The sequence below is a fragment of the Muricomes intestini genome, assembly GCF_004346165.1.
Taxonomy (GTDB): domain Bacteria; phylum Bacillota; class Clostridia; order Lachnospirales; family Lachnospiraceae; genus Muricomes; species Muricomes intestini.
On the sequence record NZ_SLZZ01000005.1, the window covers coordinates 64,696 to 83,477 of the forward strand.

Annotated in this window: 14 protein-coding genes; 11 read left to right on the top strand and 3 right to left on the bottom strand. The window is 45.1% G+C overall.

Annotated features, from left to right (window positions below):
• Nucleotides 1-22: 22 nt before the first annotated feature.
• Nucleotides 23-469, bottom strand: coding sequence for a CYTH domain-containing protein (locus EDD59_RS05090; RefSeq protein WP_132379743.1), 447 nt, complete (start codon nt 467-469; stop codon nt 23-25).
• 353 nt (nt 470-822) lie between these two features.
• Between EDD59_RS05090 and EDD59_RS05095 the strand changes: the two genes are divergently transcribed.
• The 7 genes from EDD59_RS05095 (at nt 823) to ytvI (ending at nt 8,905) form a co-directional block, all read left to right on the top strand.
• The gene (locus EDD59_RS05095; RefSeq protein ID WP_132379567.1) at nt 823-1,380 is read left to right on the top strand and encodes a DJ-1 family glyoxalase III; all 558 of its coding nucleotides are present in this window, start codon (nt 823-825) and stop codon (nt 1,378-1,380) included.
• A gap of 164 nt (nt 1,381-1,544) precedes the next feature.
• Entirely contained in the window at nt 1,545-2,831 is a 1,287-nt protein-coding gene (tig, locus tag EDD59_RS05100; RefSeq protein WP_132379569.1) for a trigger factor, read from the top strand.
• A 16-nt stretch (nt 2,832-2,847) separates the two neighbouring features.
• Entirely contained in the window at nt 2,848-3,429 is a 582-nt protein-coding gene (clpP, locus tag EDD59_RS05105; RefSeq protein WP_132379571.1) for an ATP-dependent Clp endopeptidase proteolytic subunit ClpP, read from the top strand.
• A 25-nt stretch (nt 3,430-3,454) separates the two neighbouring features.
• The gene (gene clpX / locus EDD59_RS05110; protein ID WP_132379573.1) at nt 3,455-4,726 is read left to right on the top strand and encodes an ATP-dependent Clp protease ATP-binding subunit ClpX; all 1,272 of its coding nucleotides are present in this window, start codon (nt 3,455-3,457) and stop codon (nt 4,724-4,726) included.
• Between the two features lie 104 nt (nt 4,727-4,830).
• Nucleotides 4,831-7,155, top strand: coding sequence for an endopeptidase La (gene lon / locus EDD59_RS05115; protein ID WP_132379578.1), 2,325 nt, complete (start codon nt 4,831-4,833; stop codon nt 7,153-7,155).
• A gap of 23 nt (nt 7,156-7,178) precedes the next feature.
• Entirely contained in the window at nt 7,179-7,766 is a 588-nt protein-coding gene (gene yihA, locus EDD59_RS05120) for a ribosome biogenesis GTP-binding protein YihA/YsxC (protein ID WP_132379581.1), read from the top strand.
• A 2-nt stretch (nt 7,767-7,768) separates the two neighbouring features.
• Nucleotides 7,769-8,905, top strand: coding sequence for a sporulation integral membrane protein YtvI (ytvI, locus tag EDD59_RS05125; protein ID WP_132379745.1), 1,137 nt, complete (start codon nt 7,769-7,771; stop codon nt 8,903-8,905).
• 9 nt (nt 8,906-8,914) lie between these two features.
• On the opposite strand, the gene uvrA is transcribed toward ytvI, so the two are convergent.
• Both uvrA and uvrB read right to left on the bottom strand, forming a co-directional pair.
• The gene (gene uvrA / locus EDD59_RS05130) at nt 8,915-11,797 is read right to left on the bottom strand and encodes an excinuclease ABC subunit UvrA (RefSeq protein ID WP_132379583.1); all 2,883 of its coding nucleotides are present in this window, start codon (nt 11,795-11,797) and stop codon (nt 8,915-8,917) included.
• Between the two features lie 28 nt (nt 11,798-11,825).
• Nucleotides 11,826-13,820 (bottom strand): excinuclease ABC subunit UvrB, encoded by a 1,995-nt coding sequence (uvrB, locus tag EDD59_RS05135; RefSeq protein WP_132379747.1) that lies wholly within the window; start codon nt 13,818-13,820, stop codon nt 11,826-11,828.
• A gap of 565 nt (nt 13,821-14,385) precedes the next feature.
• Between uvrB and mreB the strand changes: the two genes are divergently transcribed.
• The 4 genes from mreB to EDD59_RS05155 all read left to right on the top strand — a co-directional run bounded on the left by mreB (nt 14,386) and on the right by EDD59_RS05155 (nt 18,780).
• A complete protein-coding gene (mreB, locus tag EDD59_RS05140; RefSeq protein ID WP_132379749.1) occupies nt 14,386-15,375 on the top strand; it encodes a rod shape-determining protein in 990 nt (329 codons plus the stop codon).
• A gap of 62 nt (nt 15,376-15,437) precedes the next feature.
• Nucleotides 15,438-17,648 carry an SF1B family DNA helicase RecD2 gene (gene recD2 / locus EDD59_RS05145; RefSeq protein ID WP_132379585.1) on the top strand — a complete coding sequence of 737 codons (2,211 nt, stop codon included), beginning with the start codon at nt 15,438-15,440 and terminating at the stop codon, nt 17,646-17,648.
• Between the two features lie 5 nt (nt 17,649-17,653).
• The gene (locus tag EDD59_RS05150) at nt 17,654-18,328 is read left to right on the top strand and encodes a ComFC family protein (protein ID WP_165920866.1); all 675 of its coding nucleotides are present in this window, start codon (nt 17,654-17,656) and stop codon (nt 18,326-18,328) included.
• A gap of 56 nt (nt 18,329-18,384) precedes the next feature.
• The gene (locus EDD59_RS05155; RefSeq protein WP_132379589.1) at nt 18,385-18,780 is read left to right on the top strand and encodes a hypothetical protein; all 396 of its coding nucleotides are present in this window, start codon (nt 18,385-18,387) and stop codon (nt 18,778-18,780) included.
• Nucleotides 18,781-18,782: the final 2 nt, after the last annotated feature.

An 18,782-nucleotide genomic window follows, 5' to 3' on the forward strand; every position in this document is an offset into this window, starting at 1 on the left:
ATAAAAGTGCAACAAGAAGTTGCTAAACGCTCAGCGTGCTGTTATGATAATGTGAAGAAAAGGTGACATCCTCGCCAAACCATGCAGGAGGAACAAAGGCATTTGCAGACTCCTCATCGGAAAATTCAACCTCGGCCAGAATCAGTGGAGCCAGATCTTCCAGGAATACATCCAGTTCAATTGTCAGATTCCCTTCCAAAGGCAGCATATAACGGATTTTACTGATGAATTTCCCATCTGTTTTGGGTTTTAAATGTTCATAGGCCTCTTTTGTGAGGGGAAGGTTATATTCTTCCCGCACCATAAGTCCTTTTGATTTATAGGTGAGGACATACTCTTCATTGTCTCTGCGGATACGGATAACGGGTTCCCTGCAGAGATAGCCCTGTTCAATATTCCTGCAGGGATAGTCATGCAGATTGCCGGGAACATTTCTGCTGTTTATCAGATATTTACGTTCAATTTCCATGATAGACTCCTTTTTATTTATCGTATAATACTTACGGATTGCTCCAGGTATCATCATAAAATGTAGGGGCCAAAAAGTGTTTTGCCCCCTGATACCTACGGATTGCTCCGCACTTTGTGCTCCCGCAATCCTAAAAACATTCGAAATTCGCCCTATTCGGGCTACTTTCTCATGTTTTATGGGTCCCAAAGTCATGCTTTTTCATGCAAGCATGAAACGCATGACCTTTTGACCCTGGTATCATCATAATACGCCATGTGTGAAATGTAAACCATTGCATTTTTACACCTCTTTTGTTAAACTGAGAACATGCGGAAAATGCAGGTAAAGTTTGAGAAAGAAGGGAATAAGATATGAAGAAGGCAAGTGTGTTTCTGGCAGATGGTTTTGAAGAGGTTGAAGGGCTCACAGCAGTGGATTTACTGAGGCGGGCAGGAGTAGAAGTAAGCACAATATCTATAACCGGAAGGCAGGACATTCATGGTGCCCATGATATAATAGTGAAGGCGGATGCTTTGTTTGAAGGCCGGGACTTTTCCGATGTGGATATGCTGGTGCTTCCAGGCGGTATGCCGGGAACTCTGCACCTGCAGGAGCACACAGGGCTGCAGAAGCTTCTGGAAGAGCAGTATGCAAAGGAAAAGTATATCGGAGCAATCTGTGCCGCTCCAAGTGTTCTGGGCAGTCTTTCCTTCCTTCAGGGACGCCGGGCATGTTCTTACCCTTCCGTGGAAGAAAAACTTACAGGTGCAGAGGTAGTGCAGGATTCTGTTGTCGCAGATGGGAATATCGTTACCAGCCGGGGAGTGGGAACTGCAATTCCATTTGCCCTAGAATTGATTTCGATATTATGCGGCCGGGAAAGGGCAGAAGAAATTAAAAAGTCAATTGTGTTTATAGAAGCTTTATAGAAGAAATACTGGAAATTTAGCATCGAATGTGATATACTCTTTCAATGACTGCGAAAGCATAAATGACAATCCGTAGGTATCAGGGGGCAAAATACCTTTTGACCCCTACATCATTTGATATCTTAATATCATCTATATGATACAAATCAAGGAGGAAAATAACAATGGGTTTACAGGTAGAAAATTTAGAGCATAACATGGCTAAGCTGACAATCGAGGTCGGCGCAGAGGATGTGGAAAAAGCACTCCAGTCAGCATATTTAAAACAACGAGGACAGATTAATATTCCGGGGTTCCGCAAGGGAAAAGTCCCCAGACAGCTGATTGAGAAGATGTACGGACCGGAAGTGTTTTATGATGAGGCGGTAAACCGTATGATTCCTGATGCATATGGCAAAGCATACGATGAATGTGAGCTAGAGCTTGTTTCTCAGCCTCAGATCGATGTCGTTCAGATAGAGAAAGGCAAACCCTTTATCTTTACCGCGGAAGTTGCAGTGAAACCAGAAGTTACACTGGGCGAGTATAAAGAAATGAAAGTGGAGAAGGCACCGGAAGGAGTCACAGAAGAAGAAATCAACGCGGAGATTGATAAGGAACGTGAGAAAAGCGCAAGAACGATCGAGGTGACAGACCGTGCTGTTCAGGACAAAGATCAGGTAGTGTTGGATTTCGAAGGATTTGCAGACGGGGTGGCATTTGAAGGCGGAAAGGCTGAGAATTACTCACTGACAATTGGCTCCGGGTCATTTATTCCCGGATTTGAAGAACAGCTGATTGGCGCTGAGATCGGTAAAGAGCTGGAAGTAAAGGTGACATTCCCGGAGGACTATCAGGCAGCAGAGCTGGCTGGTAAAGAGGCAGTGTTCAAATGTACTGTACATGAAATCAAGGCAAAGGAACTCCCGGAACTGGATGACGAGTTCGCATCTGAAGTGTCCGAGTGTGATACATTAAAGGAGTATAAGGCAGAAGTAAAGAAGACGATTGAAGAGCGCAAGGAGCGTGAATATAAAGAACAGAAAGAAAACCAGGCAGTAGAACAGGCTGTGGAGAATGCACAGATGGACATTCCCGAGGCTATGATTGACAGCCAGGTAAGACAGATGACAGATGACTTTGTGCGCCGCATTCAGCAGCAGGGGCTTTCCCTTGAGCAATACTTCCAGTTTACAGGAATGACAGCACAGAAGATGGAAGAAGAGATGAGGCCTCAGGCAGTGAAGCAGATTAAGACAAGACTGGTTCTGGAAGCTATTGTAAAGACCGAGAATATCGAGGTTTCCAACGAGCGTCTGGATGAAGAGCTGCAGAAGATGGCAGAGGCATATCAGATGGAAGTTGATAAGCTGAAAGAATTCATGGGTGACCGTGAGAAAGAACAGATGAAAGAAGATATCGCAGTGCAGGAGGCTGTTACATTTCTTGCAGATGCGGCAGTTGAAGAGTAGACAGGAGGAATTTTAAATGAGTTTAGTACCTTACGTCATTGAACAGACCAGCCGAGGGGAACGCTCCTACGACATATATTCAAGGTTATTAAAGGAAAGAATTATTTTTCTGGGGGAAGAAGTGACTGATGTGTCGGCAAGTGTGATTGTTGCACAGCTCCTTTTCCTGGAGGCGGATGATCCGGACAAGGATATCCAGCTTTACATTAACAGTCCCGGAGGCTCTGTGACAGCCGGGCTGGCAATTTATGATACGATGAAGTATATTAAGTGTGATATTTCTACAGTGTGCATTGGCATGGCTGCAAGTATGGGATCATTCCTACTTTCAGGCGGCAAGAAGGGAAAGCGTTTTGCTCTTCCAAATTCAGAAATCATGATTCACCAGCCTTCGGGCGGGGCACAGGGACAGGCAACTGAGATCCGGATTGCGGCAGATCATATTTTGAAGACACGTAAGAAATTAAACGATATTTTGGCTGCAAATACCGGACAGGATCTGGAAGTTATCGAGGTCGATACAGAGAGAGATAATTTCATGACTGCCCAGGAAGCAAAGGAATATGGATTAATAGACGAGGTGATTGCCAATCACTAATGGCAATATGAGGTGAAATAGCATTATGGCAGGAAGAGTAAGCGAGGATGCAGTGAGGTGTTCCTTCTGCAATAAGACACAATCACAGGTGAGGAAGCTGATAGCAGGACCTAACGGGGCGTTTATATGTGATGAATGTATTGAGGTCTGCTCTGAGATCATTGAAGAGGAATTTGAATATGAGGAAGGCAGCAAGTACGAAGATATTAACCTTCTGACACCGGAAGAGATAAAGGCATTTCTGGATGAATATGTCATTGGACAGGATGAAGCAAAGAAAGTTCTTTCTGTGTCCGTATATAATCATTACAAGCGGATTATGGCTGAACAGGATCTGGGCGTTGAGCTGCAGAAAAGCAATATATTGATGCTGGGGCCTACCGGCTGCGGAAAGACCCTGCTTGCCCAGACACTGGCAAAAATTTTAAATGTACCTTTTGCAATTGCAGATGCCACAGCTTTGACAGAGGCAGGCTATGTTGGTGAGGATGTGGAGAACATTCTGCTGAAGGTAATCCAGGCTGCGGATGGAGATATAGAACGTGCGGAGCATGGTATTATCTACATTGATGAAATTGACAAGATTACGAGAAAGTCAGAGAATCCTTCTATCACCCGTGATGTATCAGGTGAAGGGGTACAGCAGGCTTTGTTGAAGATAATAGAAGGCACTATCGCCTCTGTTCCTCCTCAGGGAGGCAGAAAGCACCCGCATCAAGAGCTGATACAGATTGATACAACCAATATCCTGTTTATCTGTGGTGGTGCTTTTGAGGGGATCGACAAGCTGATTGAGACACGGCTTGACAAAAAATCTATCGGATTTAATGCTGAGATTGCATCCAAACACGAGGAGAATGTGGATGTCCTTCTGCATCAGGTTCTCCCTCAGGATCTGGTAAAATTCGGATTAATACCGGAGCTGGTGGGGCGCCTGCCGGTTACAGTATCTCTGGATATGCTGGATAAAGAAGCACTGATCAGAATTCTGACAGAACCAAAGAGTGCAATTGTAAAGCAGTATCAGAAACTGCTGGAACTGGACGGGGTACGGCTGGAATTTGACAAAGAGGCCCTTCTGGCAATTGCGGAGACATCTCTTGCAAGGAGGACCGGGGCCAGAGGCCTGCGGGCTATTATGGAGAACATCATGATGGACACAATGTTTAAGGTCCCATCAGATGATACAATCAAGGAGTGCCGGATAACAAAAGAAGTGGTGAAAGGAACAGGAGGTCCCCTTTATGAGTGCGACGGGGAAGAACGCAGATCATTCCTTACATCAGAGAGTGCATAGGAAATTCGGGCGGGTGCAATGGTATCCGCCCTTCTTATATTACAGTAACTATTCAGAACCGGGCTCGAAAAGCTACGTTTTGAAACTCAGGAGGAAAGACATATATGAAAAATGAGACACAGAGCCTTCCTATGGTAGCCTTAAGAGGCATGACGATTATGCCGGAGATGGTTGTACATTTTGATATAAGCCGGAACCAGTCCATAGCGGCGGTTCAGGAAGCTATGGTGGAAGACCAGAAGATTTTTCTGATAACACAGAGGGATGCTGAAGATGAGAAACCAAAGCAGGAGGATTTGTTTGAAGTAGGAACTGTCGGGACAATCAAGCAGATTGTTAAGCTGCCCAGACATATTGTGCGGGTTCTTGTGGCAGGAGAAGGACGAGGTGTGCTTCAGAGTATTGAGTATGAAGAACCCTATATGCGCGCCCGTGTGGTGGTGATTGATGATTCTGAAATCACTATACCGGAGGATTTGAACGGGGAGGCCATGGAGCGCAGTCTGAAGGATATGTTTGTAGATTTTGCAGCAAAAAACGGAAAGATGTCCAAAGAATCGGTTGCCCAGATACTGGAGGTACAGGGCCTGATAAAGCTGGTAGACGAAGTTGCCGCAAACACACCGCTGCCTTACAAAGATCTCCAGGAGATATTAAATGAGACGGATTTCTGGAAAAGATATGAGACACTGGCATTCAAGCTTGTGAATGAAGTGCAGATTATGGATATTAAAGAACAGATTCAGATAAAAGTAAAAGAGAGGGTAGATAAGCATCAGAAGGAATATATTCTCAGAGAACAGTTAAAACTAATACGTGAGGAACTGGGAGATGACACCACGCTTTCAGACGCAGATGAGTTTGAAAAGGCGGCAAAATCATTAAAAGCATCTCGGGAAGTAAAGGAAAAGCTCACAAAGGAAATAGGACGGTTTAAAAATTCTCTGAACAGTCCGGCGGAGACCGGAGTTATCCGTACTTATATTGAGACTCTTCTGGAAATGCCCTGGGACAAAGCGGCAAAGGACAGCCGGGATATAGAATATGCCCGGAAAGTTTTAGCGGAGGATCATTACGGGCTGGAGCAGGTCAAGGAAAGAGTGCTGGAATTTCTAGCTGTTCGTTCTCTGACAAAAAAAGGAGAGAGCCCTATTTTATGTCTTGTGGGACCTCCGGGTACAGGAAAGACATCCATTGCCAAATCTCTTGCAAGAGCATTGAAGAAGCCCTATGTGAGAATCTCCCTGGGAGGAATCAGAGATGAGGCAGAAATCAGGGGACACAGAAAGACTTATGTGGGAGCGATGCCGGGAAGGGTTGCAGATGCAATGAAGACGGCGGGAGTGAAGAATCCGGTTATGCTTCTGGATGAGATTGATAAAGTGAGCAAAGATTATAAGGGAGACACCTTTTCGGCCCTTCTGGAAGTACTCGACAGTGAGCAGAACAGTAAATTTAGGGATCACTATCTGGAGCTTCCGCTGGATTTGTCTGAAGTTTTATTTATTACAACGGCAAACACTCTTCAGACCATACCCAGACCACTTTTGGACCGTATGGAAGTTATTGAAATCAGCAGCTATACGGAAAATGAGAAGATGCATATCGCGGTAGAGCATCTGATACCAAAACAGATTCAGAAACATGGTTTGAAACCGGAACAGCTGTCTTTCAGTAAACAGGCAATCTGGAAGATGGCCCGCAATTATACAAAAGAAGCAGGAGTCAGACAGCTAGAAAGAAAGATAGCGGATATTTGCAGAAAAGCTACAAAAGAAATACTGACAACAAAGAAAAAGAAGGTTATAATAACAGAAAAGAATATCCATAAGTATTTGGGAAAAGAAAAGTATACATATAAGATGGCAAATCCTGTTGATGAAGTGGGTATTGTGCGCGGACTTGCCTGGACCAGTGTGGGAGGAGACACTCTTCAGATTGAAGTTAATGTTATGCCCGGGAAAGGAGAAATCATGCTCACAGGGAAGCTCGGCGATGTAATGAAAGAGTCTGCACGGACGGGGATCAGTTATATACGATCCGTAAGTGAGCAGTATCAGATTGCACAGGATTTCCTTGAAAAGCATGATATCCATGTACATATACCAGAGGGAGCGGTGCCCAAGGATGGGCCGTCTGCCGGAATTACCATGGCAACAGCTATGCTGTCCGCCATAACCGGGTATAAGGTCAGGGCAGATCTGGCAATGACAGGTGAGGTTACATTGCGGGGAAGAGTCCTTCCCGTCGGAGGATTAAAGGAAAAGCTGCTTGCCGCAAAAAATGCCGGTATTAAGACAGTACTTGTTCCCGGGAAGAACCAGGCAGATGTGGAGGAATTGTCCTCGGAGATTACAAAAGGACTGGAAATACTGCCTGTGGAAAATATGGATGAAGTACTTAAATCAGCACTTATAACAGAGGAATAAGTCTGCAGGAAGGGAAAATAGGTATGGTTATCAAAAATGTTAATTTAGAGACAGTTTGTGGAATCACAAGTGTGCTTCCAGACAATGATAAACCCGAAATAGCATTTGCGGGAAAATCCAATGTAGGTAAATCCTCCCTAATCAACGCTCTGATGAACCGGAAATCCTATGCCAGAATCTCGGCAACGCCCGGAAAAACGCAGACAATCAATTTTTACAATATCAATGATGAGATGTATCTTGTAGATCTTCCAGGTTACGGGTATGCCAAAGTTTCCGAGAAGGAAAAGGAGCAATGGGGAAGGCTGGTGGAACGTTATCTGCACGCTTCTGCCCGGCTGAAAGCTGTATTTCTCTTGATTGATATACGGCATGAGCCTTCTGCTAATGATAAGATGATGTACCGGTGGATTGTTGAACAGGGCTACAAGCCGATTATCATAGCGACAAAGCTTGACAAACTAAAAAGAAGCCAGATCCAGAAGCATGTAAAAATGGTCAGAGAGGGTCTGGAGCTTGAAAATGATTCAAAGATTATTCCCTTTTCATCTGTGACAAAGCAGGGGCGGGATGAAATATGGGAATTTGTGGAGACAGAACTGGGGGAATGACAATGGAGAGCAGACGGCCCTACTGGCAGATTATCGTGAGTCTTGTGTTTAGCCTGGCGGCGACAGCTGCCTTTGTGATTATTGGAATAAAGGTATTGGGGCTTTTGATGCCTTTTGTGATTGGGTGGATTATGTCCACCATTGCCGCCCCGGTAGTTAACTGGCTTGAGAAAAGACTGAAGATTGTAAAGAAACTGGGGTCTGCCCTTATTGTGGTCATAGTGCTGGTTTTGATTGTATTGCTGCTTTATTTTGCAGTAAGCCATATTGCTGTCGAAATAGGAGATCTGATATCAAATTTCCCGAATTTGTATGCCCAGTTTGAATCAGGACTGGAGCAGATTGGAAATACGCTCTCAGGTGTGTTTTCCAGGCTGCCCCAGGCAGTGCAGAGTGGATGGGATACTGCACTGGATAATCTGAATAAGTATGCAGCCAAATTAATTGCCGGGATCAGCGAGCCGACAATGGCTGCAGCCGGTAACTTTGCAAAGAGTCTTCCCTCTTATCTGATTTCATTTATTGTGGCAATGATGTCGGCCTATCTGTTCACAGTGAACAGAGAAGAAGTAATTCAATGGTTGAGAAAGGTTTCGCCTCCCTCTGTCACAAAGAGAATGGAGCTGGTGATAGATAATCTGAAATATGCAGTTGGAGGATACTTTAAAGCACAATTTAAAATTATGGCAATTGTGTTTGTGGTTTTGTTTGTCAGCTTCGTAGTGCTTGGTGTTCACTATTTCATATTAGTTGCCTTTTTAATTTCATTTCTAGACTTCCTCCCGTTTTTCGGGACGGGAACTGCACTGATACCGTGGGCTCTCTATCAGGGACTCATGGGGGATTATAAGATGGCAGTTGCTCTTGTTATTGTTTATATCCTGACCCAGCTGATGCGTCAGCTAGTTCAGCCCAAGCTAGTAGGAGACAGCATGGGACTGCATCCGCTGGTCACATTGCTTCTGCTCTATATAGGGTATAAGGTGAGCAGTATTCTGGGAATGATTCTGGCAGTACCCATCGGTATGGTGTTGATCAATATGACCCGGGCAGGTGCTTTTGATTACATTTTGAACGATGTAAGGCTTCTGGTGGAAGGTATCCTGGGTTTAAGGGAAGAGCCTGACGAAAAAAAATAAAGTTCTTTCTTATTGCCCCGCAGGTTGCTGTGGGGTTTTTAACTTTTTACTTTTGCGGAGAACTTCGGCAATGTATTTTCCTGTGTAAGACTTGGGACTTTTTGCCACTTTCTCGGGGGTGCCGGTGGCCACAATGGTCCCGCCTTTGTCTCCGCCCTCGGGGCCTATATCAATAATATAGTCCGCAGTCTTTATAACATCAAGATTATGCTCAATGACAATAACAGTGTTCCCGTCACCGGAAAGACGGCGCAGGATTTCCGTCAGCTTGTGGACATCGGCAAAATGGAGTCCGGTTGTAGGCTCGTCCAGAATGTAAACAGTCTTCCCTGTGCTGCGCCTGCTCAGCTCTGAAGCCAGCTTTATTCGCTGTGCTTCACCTCCCGATAATTCCGTGGAAGGCTGGCCCAGGCGGATATAAGAAAGCCCCACATCATTGAGGGTCTCCATCTTTCTGCGTATGCTGGGGACATGTTCAAAGAAGTGCAAAGCTTCGCCCACAGTCATGTTTAGAATATCATAAATATTTTTCCCTTTATATTTCACCTCCAGGGTTTCTCTGTTATAGCGTTTTCCGCCGCATACTTCACATGGTACGTATACATCCGGCAGGAAATGCATCTCAATCTTTAAGATTCCGTCTCCGTTGCAGGCTTCACAGCGCCCGCCTTTCACATTGAAACTGAACCGTCCTTTTTTATATCCTCTGGATTTTGCATCCGGGGTTGCAGCAAACAAATCCCGGATTAAATCAAAGACTCCTGTGTAAGTTGCCGGGTTGGAACGGGGAGTACGTCCGATAGGAGACTGGTCAATGTTGATGACTTTGTCAATCTGATCCATTCCTTCAATTCTCTTATGCTTCCCGGGGATTGTCCTTGCCCGGTTCAAATCTCTTGCCAGTTTTTTATATAAAATTTCATTTACAAGAGAACTCTTTCCGGAGCCGGATACCCCGGTCACACAGGTCATGATTCCCAGAGGAATATCCACGTCAATATTTTTCAGGTTATTTTCGCTGGCGCCGATTATCTTGAGAAAACCGGTTGGCTTTTCCCTTTTTTCGGGAACCGGAATCTGAATTCTGCCGCTTAGGTATGCTCCGGTAATAGATTCCTTATTTTTCATAATCTCCTGGGCTGTACCTATAGCAACCACTTCACCGCCGTATTCGCCGGCTCCGGGACCGATATCTACTACGCAGTCCGCTGCCAGCATGGTATCCTCATCGTGTTCTACAACAATCAGAGAATTCCCTAAATCCCGCAGGTGTTTCAAAGTCCCAAGCAGTTTATCATTATCTCTTTGGTGAAGACCAATACTTGGCTCATCCAGGATATAGGCCACGCCGACCAGGCCGGAGCCAATTTGCGTGGCAAGGCGGATTCGCTGAGCCTCACCGCCCGATAAGGATGCGGCCGCTCTGGCGAGAGTCAGATAGTCCAGTCCTACATCCAACAAAAATTGAATGCGGGCGGAAATCTCTTTGAGAATCTGTCCGCCTATCATCAGCTGCGTCTGGGACAGCCGAAGTTCTTTTAGAAATTCCTGAAATTTTGCAATAGACAGTGCAGTGGCCTCTGCGATATTCTTGTCTCCTATGGTGACTGCCAGAGCACCTTTCTTCAGTCTTTGTCCGCCGCACTCGGGGCAGGGAGTGATGTTCATGAAACTTTCGTACTCTGCCTTCATGGTGTCGGAGCCGGTTTCGCGGTAACGCCGCTCTACATTTTTAATGAGGCCTTCAAAGGCGACATCATAGACACCTTCACCCCGCTGTCCTTTATAATAAACTTTTATGGATTTCCCGTTCGTACCATAGAGAATGACATCATGTATCTCCTGGGGGTATTGTTCAAAGGGAGTATCGAGATCAAAGTGGTACTCCAGGCACAGGGCATCAAGGATTGCCCTAGTGAAACTGGACTTGTCCGTGCAGGACTGCCAGCCTGTGACTGCGATTGCCCCTTTGCTGATGCAAAGGGACGGATCCGGGATCATGAGATCTTCAGAAAATTCCATCTTATATCCTAGCCCAAAGCATACAGGGCATGCACCGAAAGGATTATTGAAGGAGAAGCTCCTGGGCTCAATCTCATCAATACTAATGCCACAGTCCGGGCATGAGAAAGTCTGACTGAAGTTCATGGGTTCTCCGCCGATAACGTCTACAATGAGCAGCCCTTCAGCTAAAGAAAGTACGTTTTCCACTGAATCGGTGAGCCTTTTTTCAATTCCGGGCTTCACAATCAGACGATCCACAATAATTTCAATATTATGCTTGATGTTTTTATTCAGGACAATCTCCTCAGAAAGCTCATATAGGCTGCCATCGATTCTCACTCGTACATAGCCGCTCCGTTTGGCTCGTTCCAACAGCTTGGCGTGGGTACCCTTCCGCCCCCTGACCACAGGAGACAGAAGTTGAATTTTTGTGCCTTCGTGCAGCTCCATTATCTGGTCTACCATCTGATCCACCGTCTGTTTTGTGATTTCTTTCCCACAGTTTGGGCAATGCGGAATCCCCACACGGGCGTAAAGTAACCGAAGATAGTCATAAATTTCCGTTACCGTTCCTACAGTGGAGCGGGGATTGTGGTTTGTAGATTTCTGGTCAATGGAAATTGCAGGAGAGAGCCCTTCTATGCTTTCTACATTGGGCTTTTCCATCTGCCCCAGGAATTGTCTTGCATAGGAGGATAGGGATTCCATATATCTTCTCTGACCCTCGGCATAGATTGTATCAAATGCGAGAGAGGACTTTCCGGAACCGCTGAGTCCTGTAAGTACCACGAGTTCATTCCTCGGAATGTCCACATCAATATTTTTTAAATTATTTTCATTTGCGCCACGTATCTTGATATATTCTCTGGCGTTCATCTTTTTGCTCATATTGTCTCCTTAGTTCTGAACAGTTATGTCAATTTTCTATATCATTTAGAGTTTTCTTTAACTCTATCAGTTTGTCTCTAAGTTCCGCAGCGGCTTCAAAGTTCAGCTCTGCGGCAGCTTTTTTCATTTGCTTTGATAAATCTGCAACTAATTTTTCCAGCTCCTTCTTGCTCATGGATTCCGGGTCTTTTTCTATTCTCAGCTCCTCGGCAGCTACCTTTTTAGAAATACTAATTAAATCCCGGACTGCTTTGTGTATTGTCTGAGGCGTGATGCCGTGTTCTTCATTGTACATCATCTGAATCTTGCGCCGTCTCTTTGTTTCATCTATGGCAACCTGCATGGAGTCTGTGACGGTATCTGCATACATAATCACATGCCCATCGGAGTTTCTCGCTGCACGCCCTATGGTCTGAATCAGGGAGGTGGACGAACGGAGGAACCCTTCCTTATCGGCATCCAGGATAGCTACCAGTGTGATTTCAGGAATATCCAGTCCCTCACGCAGAAGGTTAATACCAACAAGGACATCAAATACGTCCAGCCGCATGTCACGGATGATTTCGCTGCGCTCAAGTGTATCCACATCAGAATGCAGATATTTTACACGAATACCGACTTCACGCATATAGTCGGTGAGGTCTTCTGCCATCCGTTTGGTAAGTGTAGTGACAAGAACTTTGTTTCTCTTTGAAACTTCTTTATTTATTTCACCTACAAGATCGTCAATCTGGCCCTCCACCGGGCGGACTTCTACATGAGGATCCAGAAGGCCTGTGGGACGGATTACCTGCTCGGCCCGGAGCAATTCATGTTCTTCTTCATAAGGGCCAGGTGTGGCGGAGACAAACAAAACCTGATTTATTTTACTTTCAAATTCTTCAAAATTTAAGGGACGGTTGTCTTTCGCTGAAGGCAGACGGAATCCATAGTCCACAAGGGTAGATTTCCGTGACTGGTCACCTGCGTACATACCGCCAATCTGTGGTATCGTCTTGTGGGACTCGTCAATCATAATCACAAAATCATCTGGGAAATAGTCAATCAGTGTATAAGGGGGCTGTCCCGGAGCCAGTCCTGCCAGATGGCGGGAATAGTTTTCAATTCCGGAACAGAATCCCGTTTCTTTAAGCATTTCGATATCAAAATTCGTACGTTCTGCAATCCGCTGGGCCTCCAACAGCTTGTCCTGTCGTTTAAATTCTTTTACACGATCATCCAGTTCAACCTCGATATCTTTGACAGCCCGTGTAATATTTTCCTTGTCTACAACATAGTGGGAGGCCGGAAATATGGCGGTATGCTTTAATTCATCCTTTATCTCTCCGGTCAAAATATCAATTTCGGTAATCCGGTCAACCTCATCACCAAACCATTCTATCCGGATTGCCGTGTCGGCAGAGTTGGCAGGTATTACCTCCAATACATCACCCCGCACCCGGAAAGTACCTCTGTGGAAATCCATCTCATTTCTGTCGTATTGGATTTCAATCAGTTTGGCCATCACTTCATCTCTGTCCCGAATCATGCCCGGACGCAGAGAAACTACCATATTCTGATAGTCTACAGGACTGCCCAGTCCGTAGATACAGGAAACGCTGGCAACTATAATTGTATCCCGGCGCTCTGCCAGAGCCATGGTGGCAGACAGACGCAGCTTGTCAATTTCATCATTGATAGCGGAGTCCTTGGCAATATAAGTATCAGATGAGGGAACATAAGCCTCAGGCTGATAGTAGTCATAATAAGAGACAAAATATTCTACCGCATTATCGGGGAAGAACTCTTTGAACTCCCCGTAGAGCTGGGCGGCAAGAGTCTTGTTGTGTGCAATTATCAGGGTTGGCTTCTGAATCTGCTGGATTATATTCGCCATAGTGAAGGTCTTGCCGGATCCTGTAACTCCCAGTAAAGTCTGAAATTGATTGCCCTCTTTAAATCCCTGAACCAGTTCTTTGATTGCCTGGGGCTGGTCTCCGGTGGGATTATAAGGAGCTTTTAATTTAAACTGTTGTTCGCTCATAGTCACCTCTCTGATCACTTCCTCGTACATTGTATCAAAATTGATTATAGCAGAATACATCTAAAAAGTATAGAGCAGAATCGAATGTTTGTTCTGTATTTTCCTGCGGCATGTATTGTTATCTTTATGAGTATAAAATCACACCTACAGATGCCATACTAATACTATATCATCATATCATGATGTTGGGGTCAAAAGGTATTTTGCCCCTTGATACCTACGGATTGCTCCGCACTTTGTGCTCCCGCAATCCTAAAAACATTCGAAATCCGCCCTACTCGGGCTTCTTTCTCATGTTTTGCGGGTCCCAAAGTCATGCTTTTTCATGCAAGCATGAAACGCATGACCTTTTGACCCTGGTATCATATCATAAAGAAAGAGTAAAATTTCAAAAAAGGGTTTCCATTTTAGGGAAATTTTATTATACTAGTGTTGCAACTTGGGGAGAGCTGTGATAGAAAAGGTAGATGAAGTGAAAGAATACTTGCGGAGAGATTCTACCCTATCAGTGAGATACAAAGGAAAATTAAGAAATGTAATAAGGGTTCTGGAAGGGAGAGTTAAGATGCCTATAGATATCGGAATAGATTTAGGAACAGCCAGTGTGCTTGTATATGTAAAAGGAAAGGGAGTTGTACTTAAGGAGCCCTCTGTGGTGGCTTTTGACCGGGATACGAATGTGATTAAAGCAATCGGGGAAGAAGCCCGCCTTATGCTGGGAAGAACCCCGGGTAATATTGTGGCGGTCCGTCCCTTACGTCAGGGTGTTATATCAGACTATACTGTGACGGAGAAGATGATTAAATATTTTGTACAGAAGTCTCTTGGAAAGAGAACATTTAAGAAACCCCGGATTAGTATCTGTGTGCCCAGCGGTGTTACAGAGGTAGAGAAGAAGGCTGTGCAGGAAGCAACCTTTGCTGCGGGGGCAAGAGAGGTGAATCTTATAGAGGAGCCGGTGGCGGCTGCTATCGGAGCAGGGATTGATATTTCCAAGCCCTGTGGAAATATGATCGTGGACATCGGAGGGGGTACTGCAGATATTGCAGTTATTTCCCTGGGAGGCACTGTAGTCAATACATCTATCAAGATTGCCGGTGATGATTTTGACGAGGCAATCGTCCGCTATATGCGCAAGAAGCATAATCTTTTAATAGGAGAGCGGACTGCCGAGGATATTAAGATTAAGATAGGGACAACATACCCACTTGCAGAAGAAGAAAGCATGGAGGTCAGAGGACGCAATCTTGTGACAGGGCTTCCAAAGACTGTGACAGTGACATCTTCAGAGACAGAGGAAGCCCTCCGCGAGTCTACAGGACAGATTGTGGAGGCTGTTATGGGGATCCTGGAACAGACCCCCCCGGAACTGTCGGCTGATATTTTGGACAGGGGGATCGTTCTGACAGGAGGCGGTGCCATGTTGCGCGGTATGGAAGAAATGATAGAAGAAAGAACGGGAATTCATACAATGACGGCTGAAGATCCTATGAAAGTCGTGGCGATTGGGACAGGCCAGTTTGTGGAATTTATGAGCAGCAGAAATGACTTTTAGTAACAGTTCTGTCATAGCAGGTTGATGGCTGAACTGTTACAATTTTTAACCAGGAGGAAGATGTGGAAGTAGTTACCGGGTATGTGGAGCACATTGTGTTCCGCAATGAGGAAAATGGATATACGGTATTCAATCTGGAGAATAAAGAAGGAGAACTGACCTGCGTCGGGAACTTTAATTTTATAAACGAGGGAGAGATGCTTGAGCTGCATGGTGATTTTGTCAACCACAATGTGTATGGAAGTCAACTTCGAGTCAGCTCTCATGAGCTGAAAGAACCGGAAGACCTGGTTTCCATTGAGCGGTATCTGGGCTCCGGTGCGGTAAAAGGTCTGGGGGCAGCCCTCGCAGGAAGAATTGTCAGAAAGTTCAAAAAGGATACGTTTCGGATTATAGAAGAGGAGCCGGAGAGGCTTGCCGAGGTAAAGGGAATCAGTGAGAGAAAAGCCAGAGAGATTGCAGAGCAGGTGGAAGAAAAAAGAGATATGCGCCAGGCGATGATCTATCTGCAGAAGTACGGGATTTCCACCACTCTTGCCGTGAAGATTTATAAATATTATGGTGCGAAATTATATAAGGTCCTAGAAGAAAATCCCTATCAGCTGGCCGACAATATAGAGGGTGTGGGATTTAAGACAGCAGATGAAATTGCTGCCAGAGCGGGAATTCATATGGATTCAGATTTTAGAATCCAAAGCGGTATTTTTTATGCACTGCAGCAGGCTGTGGGGGAGGGACACATCTATCTTCCCGGACCGGTTTTGAAGGCACGTGCAGGGCACCTGCTTGGGGTGGAGATTCAGGATACGGGAAAATATATCATGGATCTTTGTATTGAGAAAAAGACGGTTCAAAAAGAAGTGGGAGGGGAAATCAGAGTTTACCCTTCTCATTATTATTATATGGAGCTGAATACGGCGAGAATGCTCCACGATCTGAATATTGACTGCAGCATGCCGGAGGACATGATGGAGAAACGCCTGCATCAGGTGGAGAAAAAGGAGCAAATCGGACTGGATCCGATGCAGCACAGAGCTGTGATTGAATCTATCAAGCATGGGCTTTTGGTTCTGACGGGCGGCCCGGGGACGGGAAAGACTACTACCATCAACACCATGATACAGTTTTTTGAGAGCGAAGGCATGAGCATTCTTCTGGCAGCGCCCACAGGGCGGGCGGCTAAGCGGATGACAGAGACAACAGGGTATGAGGCACAGACGATTCACCGCCTTTTAGAGGTAAACGGTAACCCTGAGGAAGAGGGCAACGTAAACGGATTTATGAGAAACCGGCAGAACCCTCTGGAAACGGATGTATTAATCATAGATGAGATGTCTATGGTGGATCTTCCCCTGATGCATGCTCTTTTATCTGCTGTGGTGGAAGGGACCCGGCTGATCCTGGTGGGTGACATGAATCAGCTGCCGTCGGTAGGCCCCGGCAGTGTATTAAAAGATATCATCGCATCAGGCAGCTTCCCGGTTGTGACACTGACCAAAATTTTCCGTCAGGCCGGGGAGAGCGATATTGTAGTTAATGCTCATAAAATCAATGCAGGGGAGCCTGTGCTCCTGGACAATAAGAGCCGGGATTTCTTCTTCCTGAAGCGCCGGGATCCAAACGTTATCATCAGTGTAATGCTTACACTGATACAGAAGAAACTCCCTAAATATGTGGATGCAGCTCCTTACGAGATACAGGTCATGACACCTACGCGAAAAGGACTTCTGGGGGTGGAGCATCTGAATATAATTTTGCAGAGATACCTGAACCCTCCTGGGCCGGAGAAAGCGGAGAAGGAAAACGGGCAACGTATCTTCCGGGTGGGAGATAAAGTGATGCAGATCAAAAATAATTACCAGCTGGAGTGGGAAATCAGCACAAAATACGGACTGACTGTGGATAAAGGCATGGGAATTTTTAACGGCGATATGGGGATTGTAACGGATATCAATACCTATGAGGATCTGGTAGTCGTAGAATATGATGAACACAGAAAAGTAAAATATCCCTTTGAACTGCTGGAGGAACTGGAACTGGCCTATGCTATTACAGTACATAAATCTCAGGGCAGTGAGTACCCTGCTGTTATTATACCCTTACTACAGGGACCAAGAATGCTCTACAACAGGAATTTGCTTTATACTGCAGTGACACGTGCAAAACAATGTCTGACCATCGTGGGGAGTGATACAACATTTCAGGAAATGATACAAAACAAAAACGAGCAAAACCGTTACACAAGCCTGGCAGAGCGTATTCAGGAATTTTAGACCTTTTGTATCCGAAAGTCTGTCCTTTTTGTGGAAAAATATCGGCAGAAGGGATTTGTGACTGCTGTAAGAAGAAAGTTATATATATAAAGGATTCAAGGTGTATGTGCTGCGGAAAACCTGTAGAAAAGGAAGAACAGGAATTTTGCAGGGACTGCTCCTGTCATCAGAAAGCTTATGAGCAGGGGCGAAGTCTCTGGGTGCACCGTCCTCCTGTCTCTTCGGCATTATACCGTTTTAAATATAAAAATAAAAGATATTATGGCAGAATATTTGCCGAAGAGATGGCAAAGTCATTGGAAGATCAGATTTACAGATGGCAAATTGAGGAAATGATTCCGGTTCCTCTTCACCCTGCCAGAAGAAAGATGCGGGGATACAATCAGGCAGAAATACTGGCGGAGGAACTGGGAAAGATAATAGACATTCCGGTAAATGATAAAATCCTGTACCGGATCCGAAATACAAAGCCCCAAAAGAGCTTGGATGATGCGCAGAGAACCCAAAACCTGAAAGGGGCTTTTGCGGTATCTAAGCAACATAATATAAAACGGAATATACTGATTATAGACGACATTTATACCACCGGGAGTACCATAAATAAAGCCGCTCATATGCTGAAACTTGGAGGTGCTGAAAAAGTATATTTTTTGACTGTAAGCATTGGACAAGGACTCTGAGTATATGCTATACTAAAAACGATGTTTATAACGGAAGGATATTTTAGGTGAACGAAATGTTAGATAAAAATCGTATCAGGCTGATGACAAAGATGGCGAAGTACGAGAAGTCTCAGGCAGCTGAAGATTTGAAAATCAGCAGCTATTATAAAAAGGATTATGCCAGTCTGAATACATTGATTACGGCCATCTGGGTTACCGTCGGATACGCGCTTCTGGCCGGGCTGATTATAATCAGCAACATAGATGCCTTAATGAAAAATCTGACAATAGCAAAATTTATTATTGTTGTATCAATTGCGGTTGGCATATATATTGTATTGCTGGTAGTGTACTGTGTCTATGCGGGAAGTTTCTATAAGTCCAAGCACAACAGAGCAAAGCAGCGCGTAAAGAGATATTACCGGAGCCTGTCACGGTTGGGAAAGATGTATGTGAAGGAGAAAAAATAAGA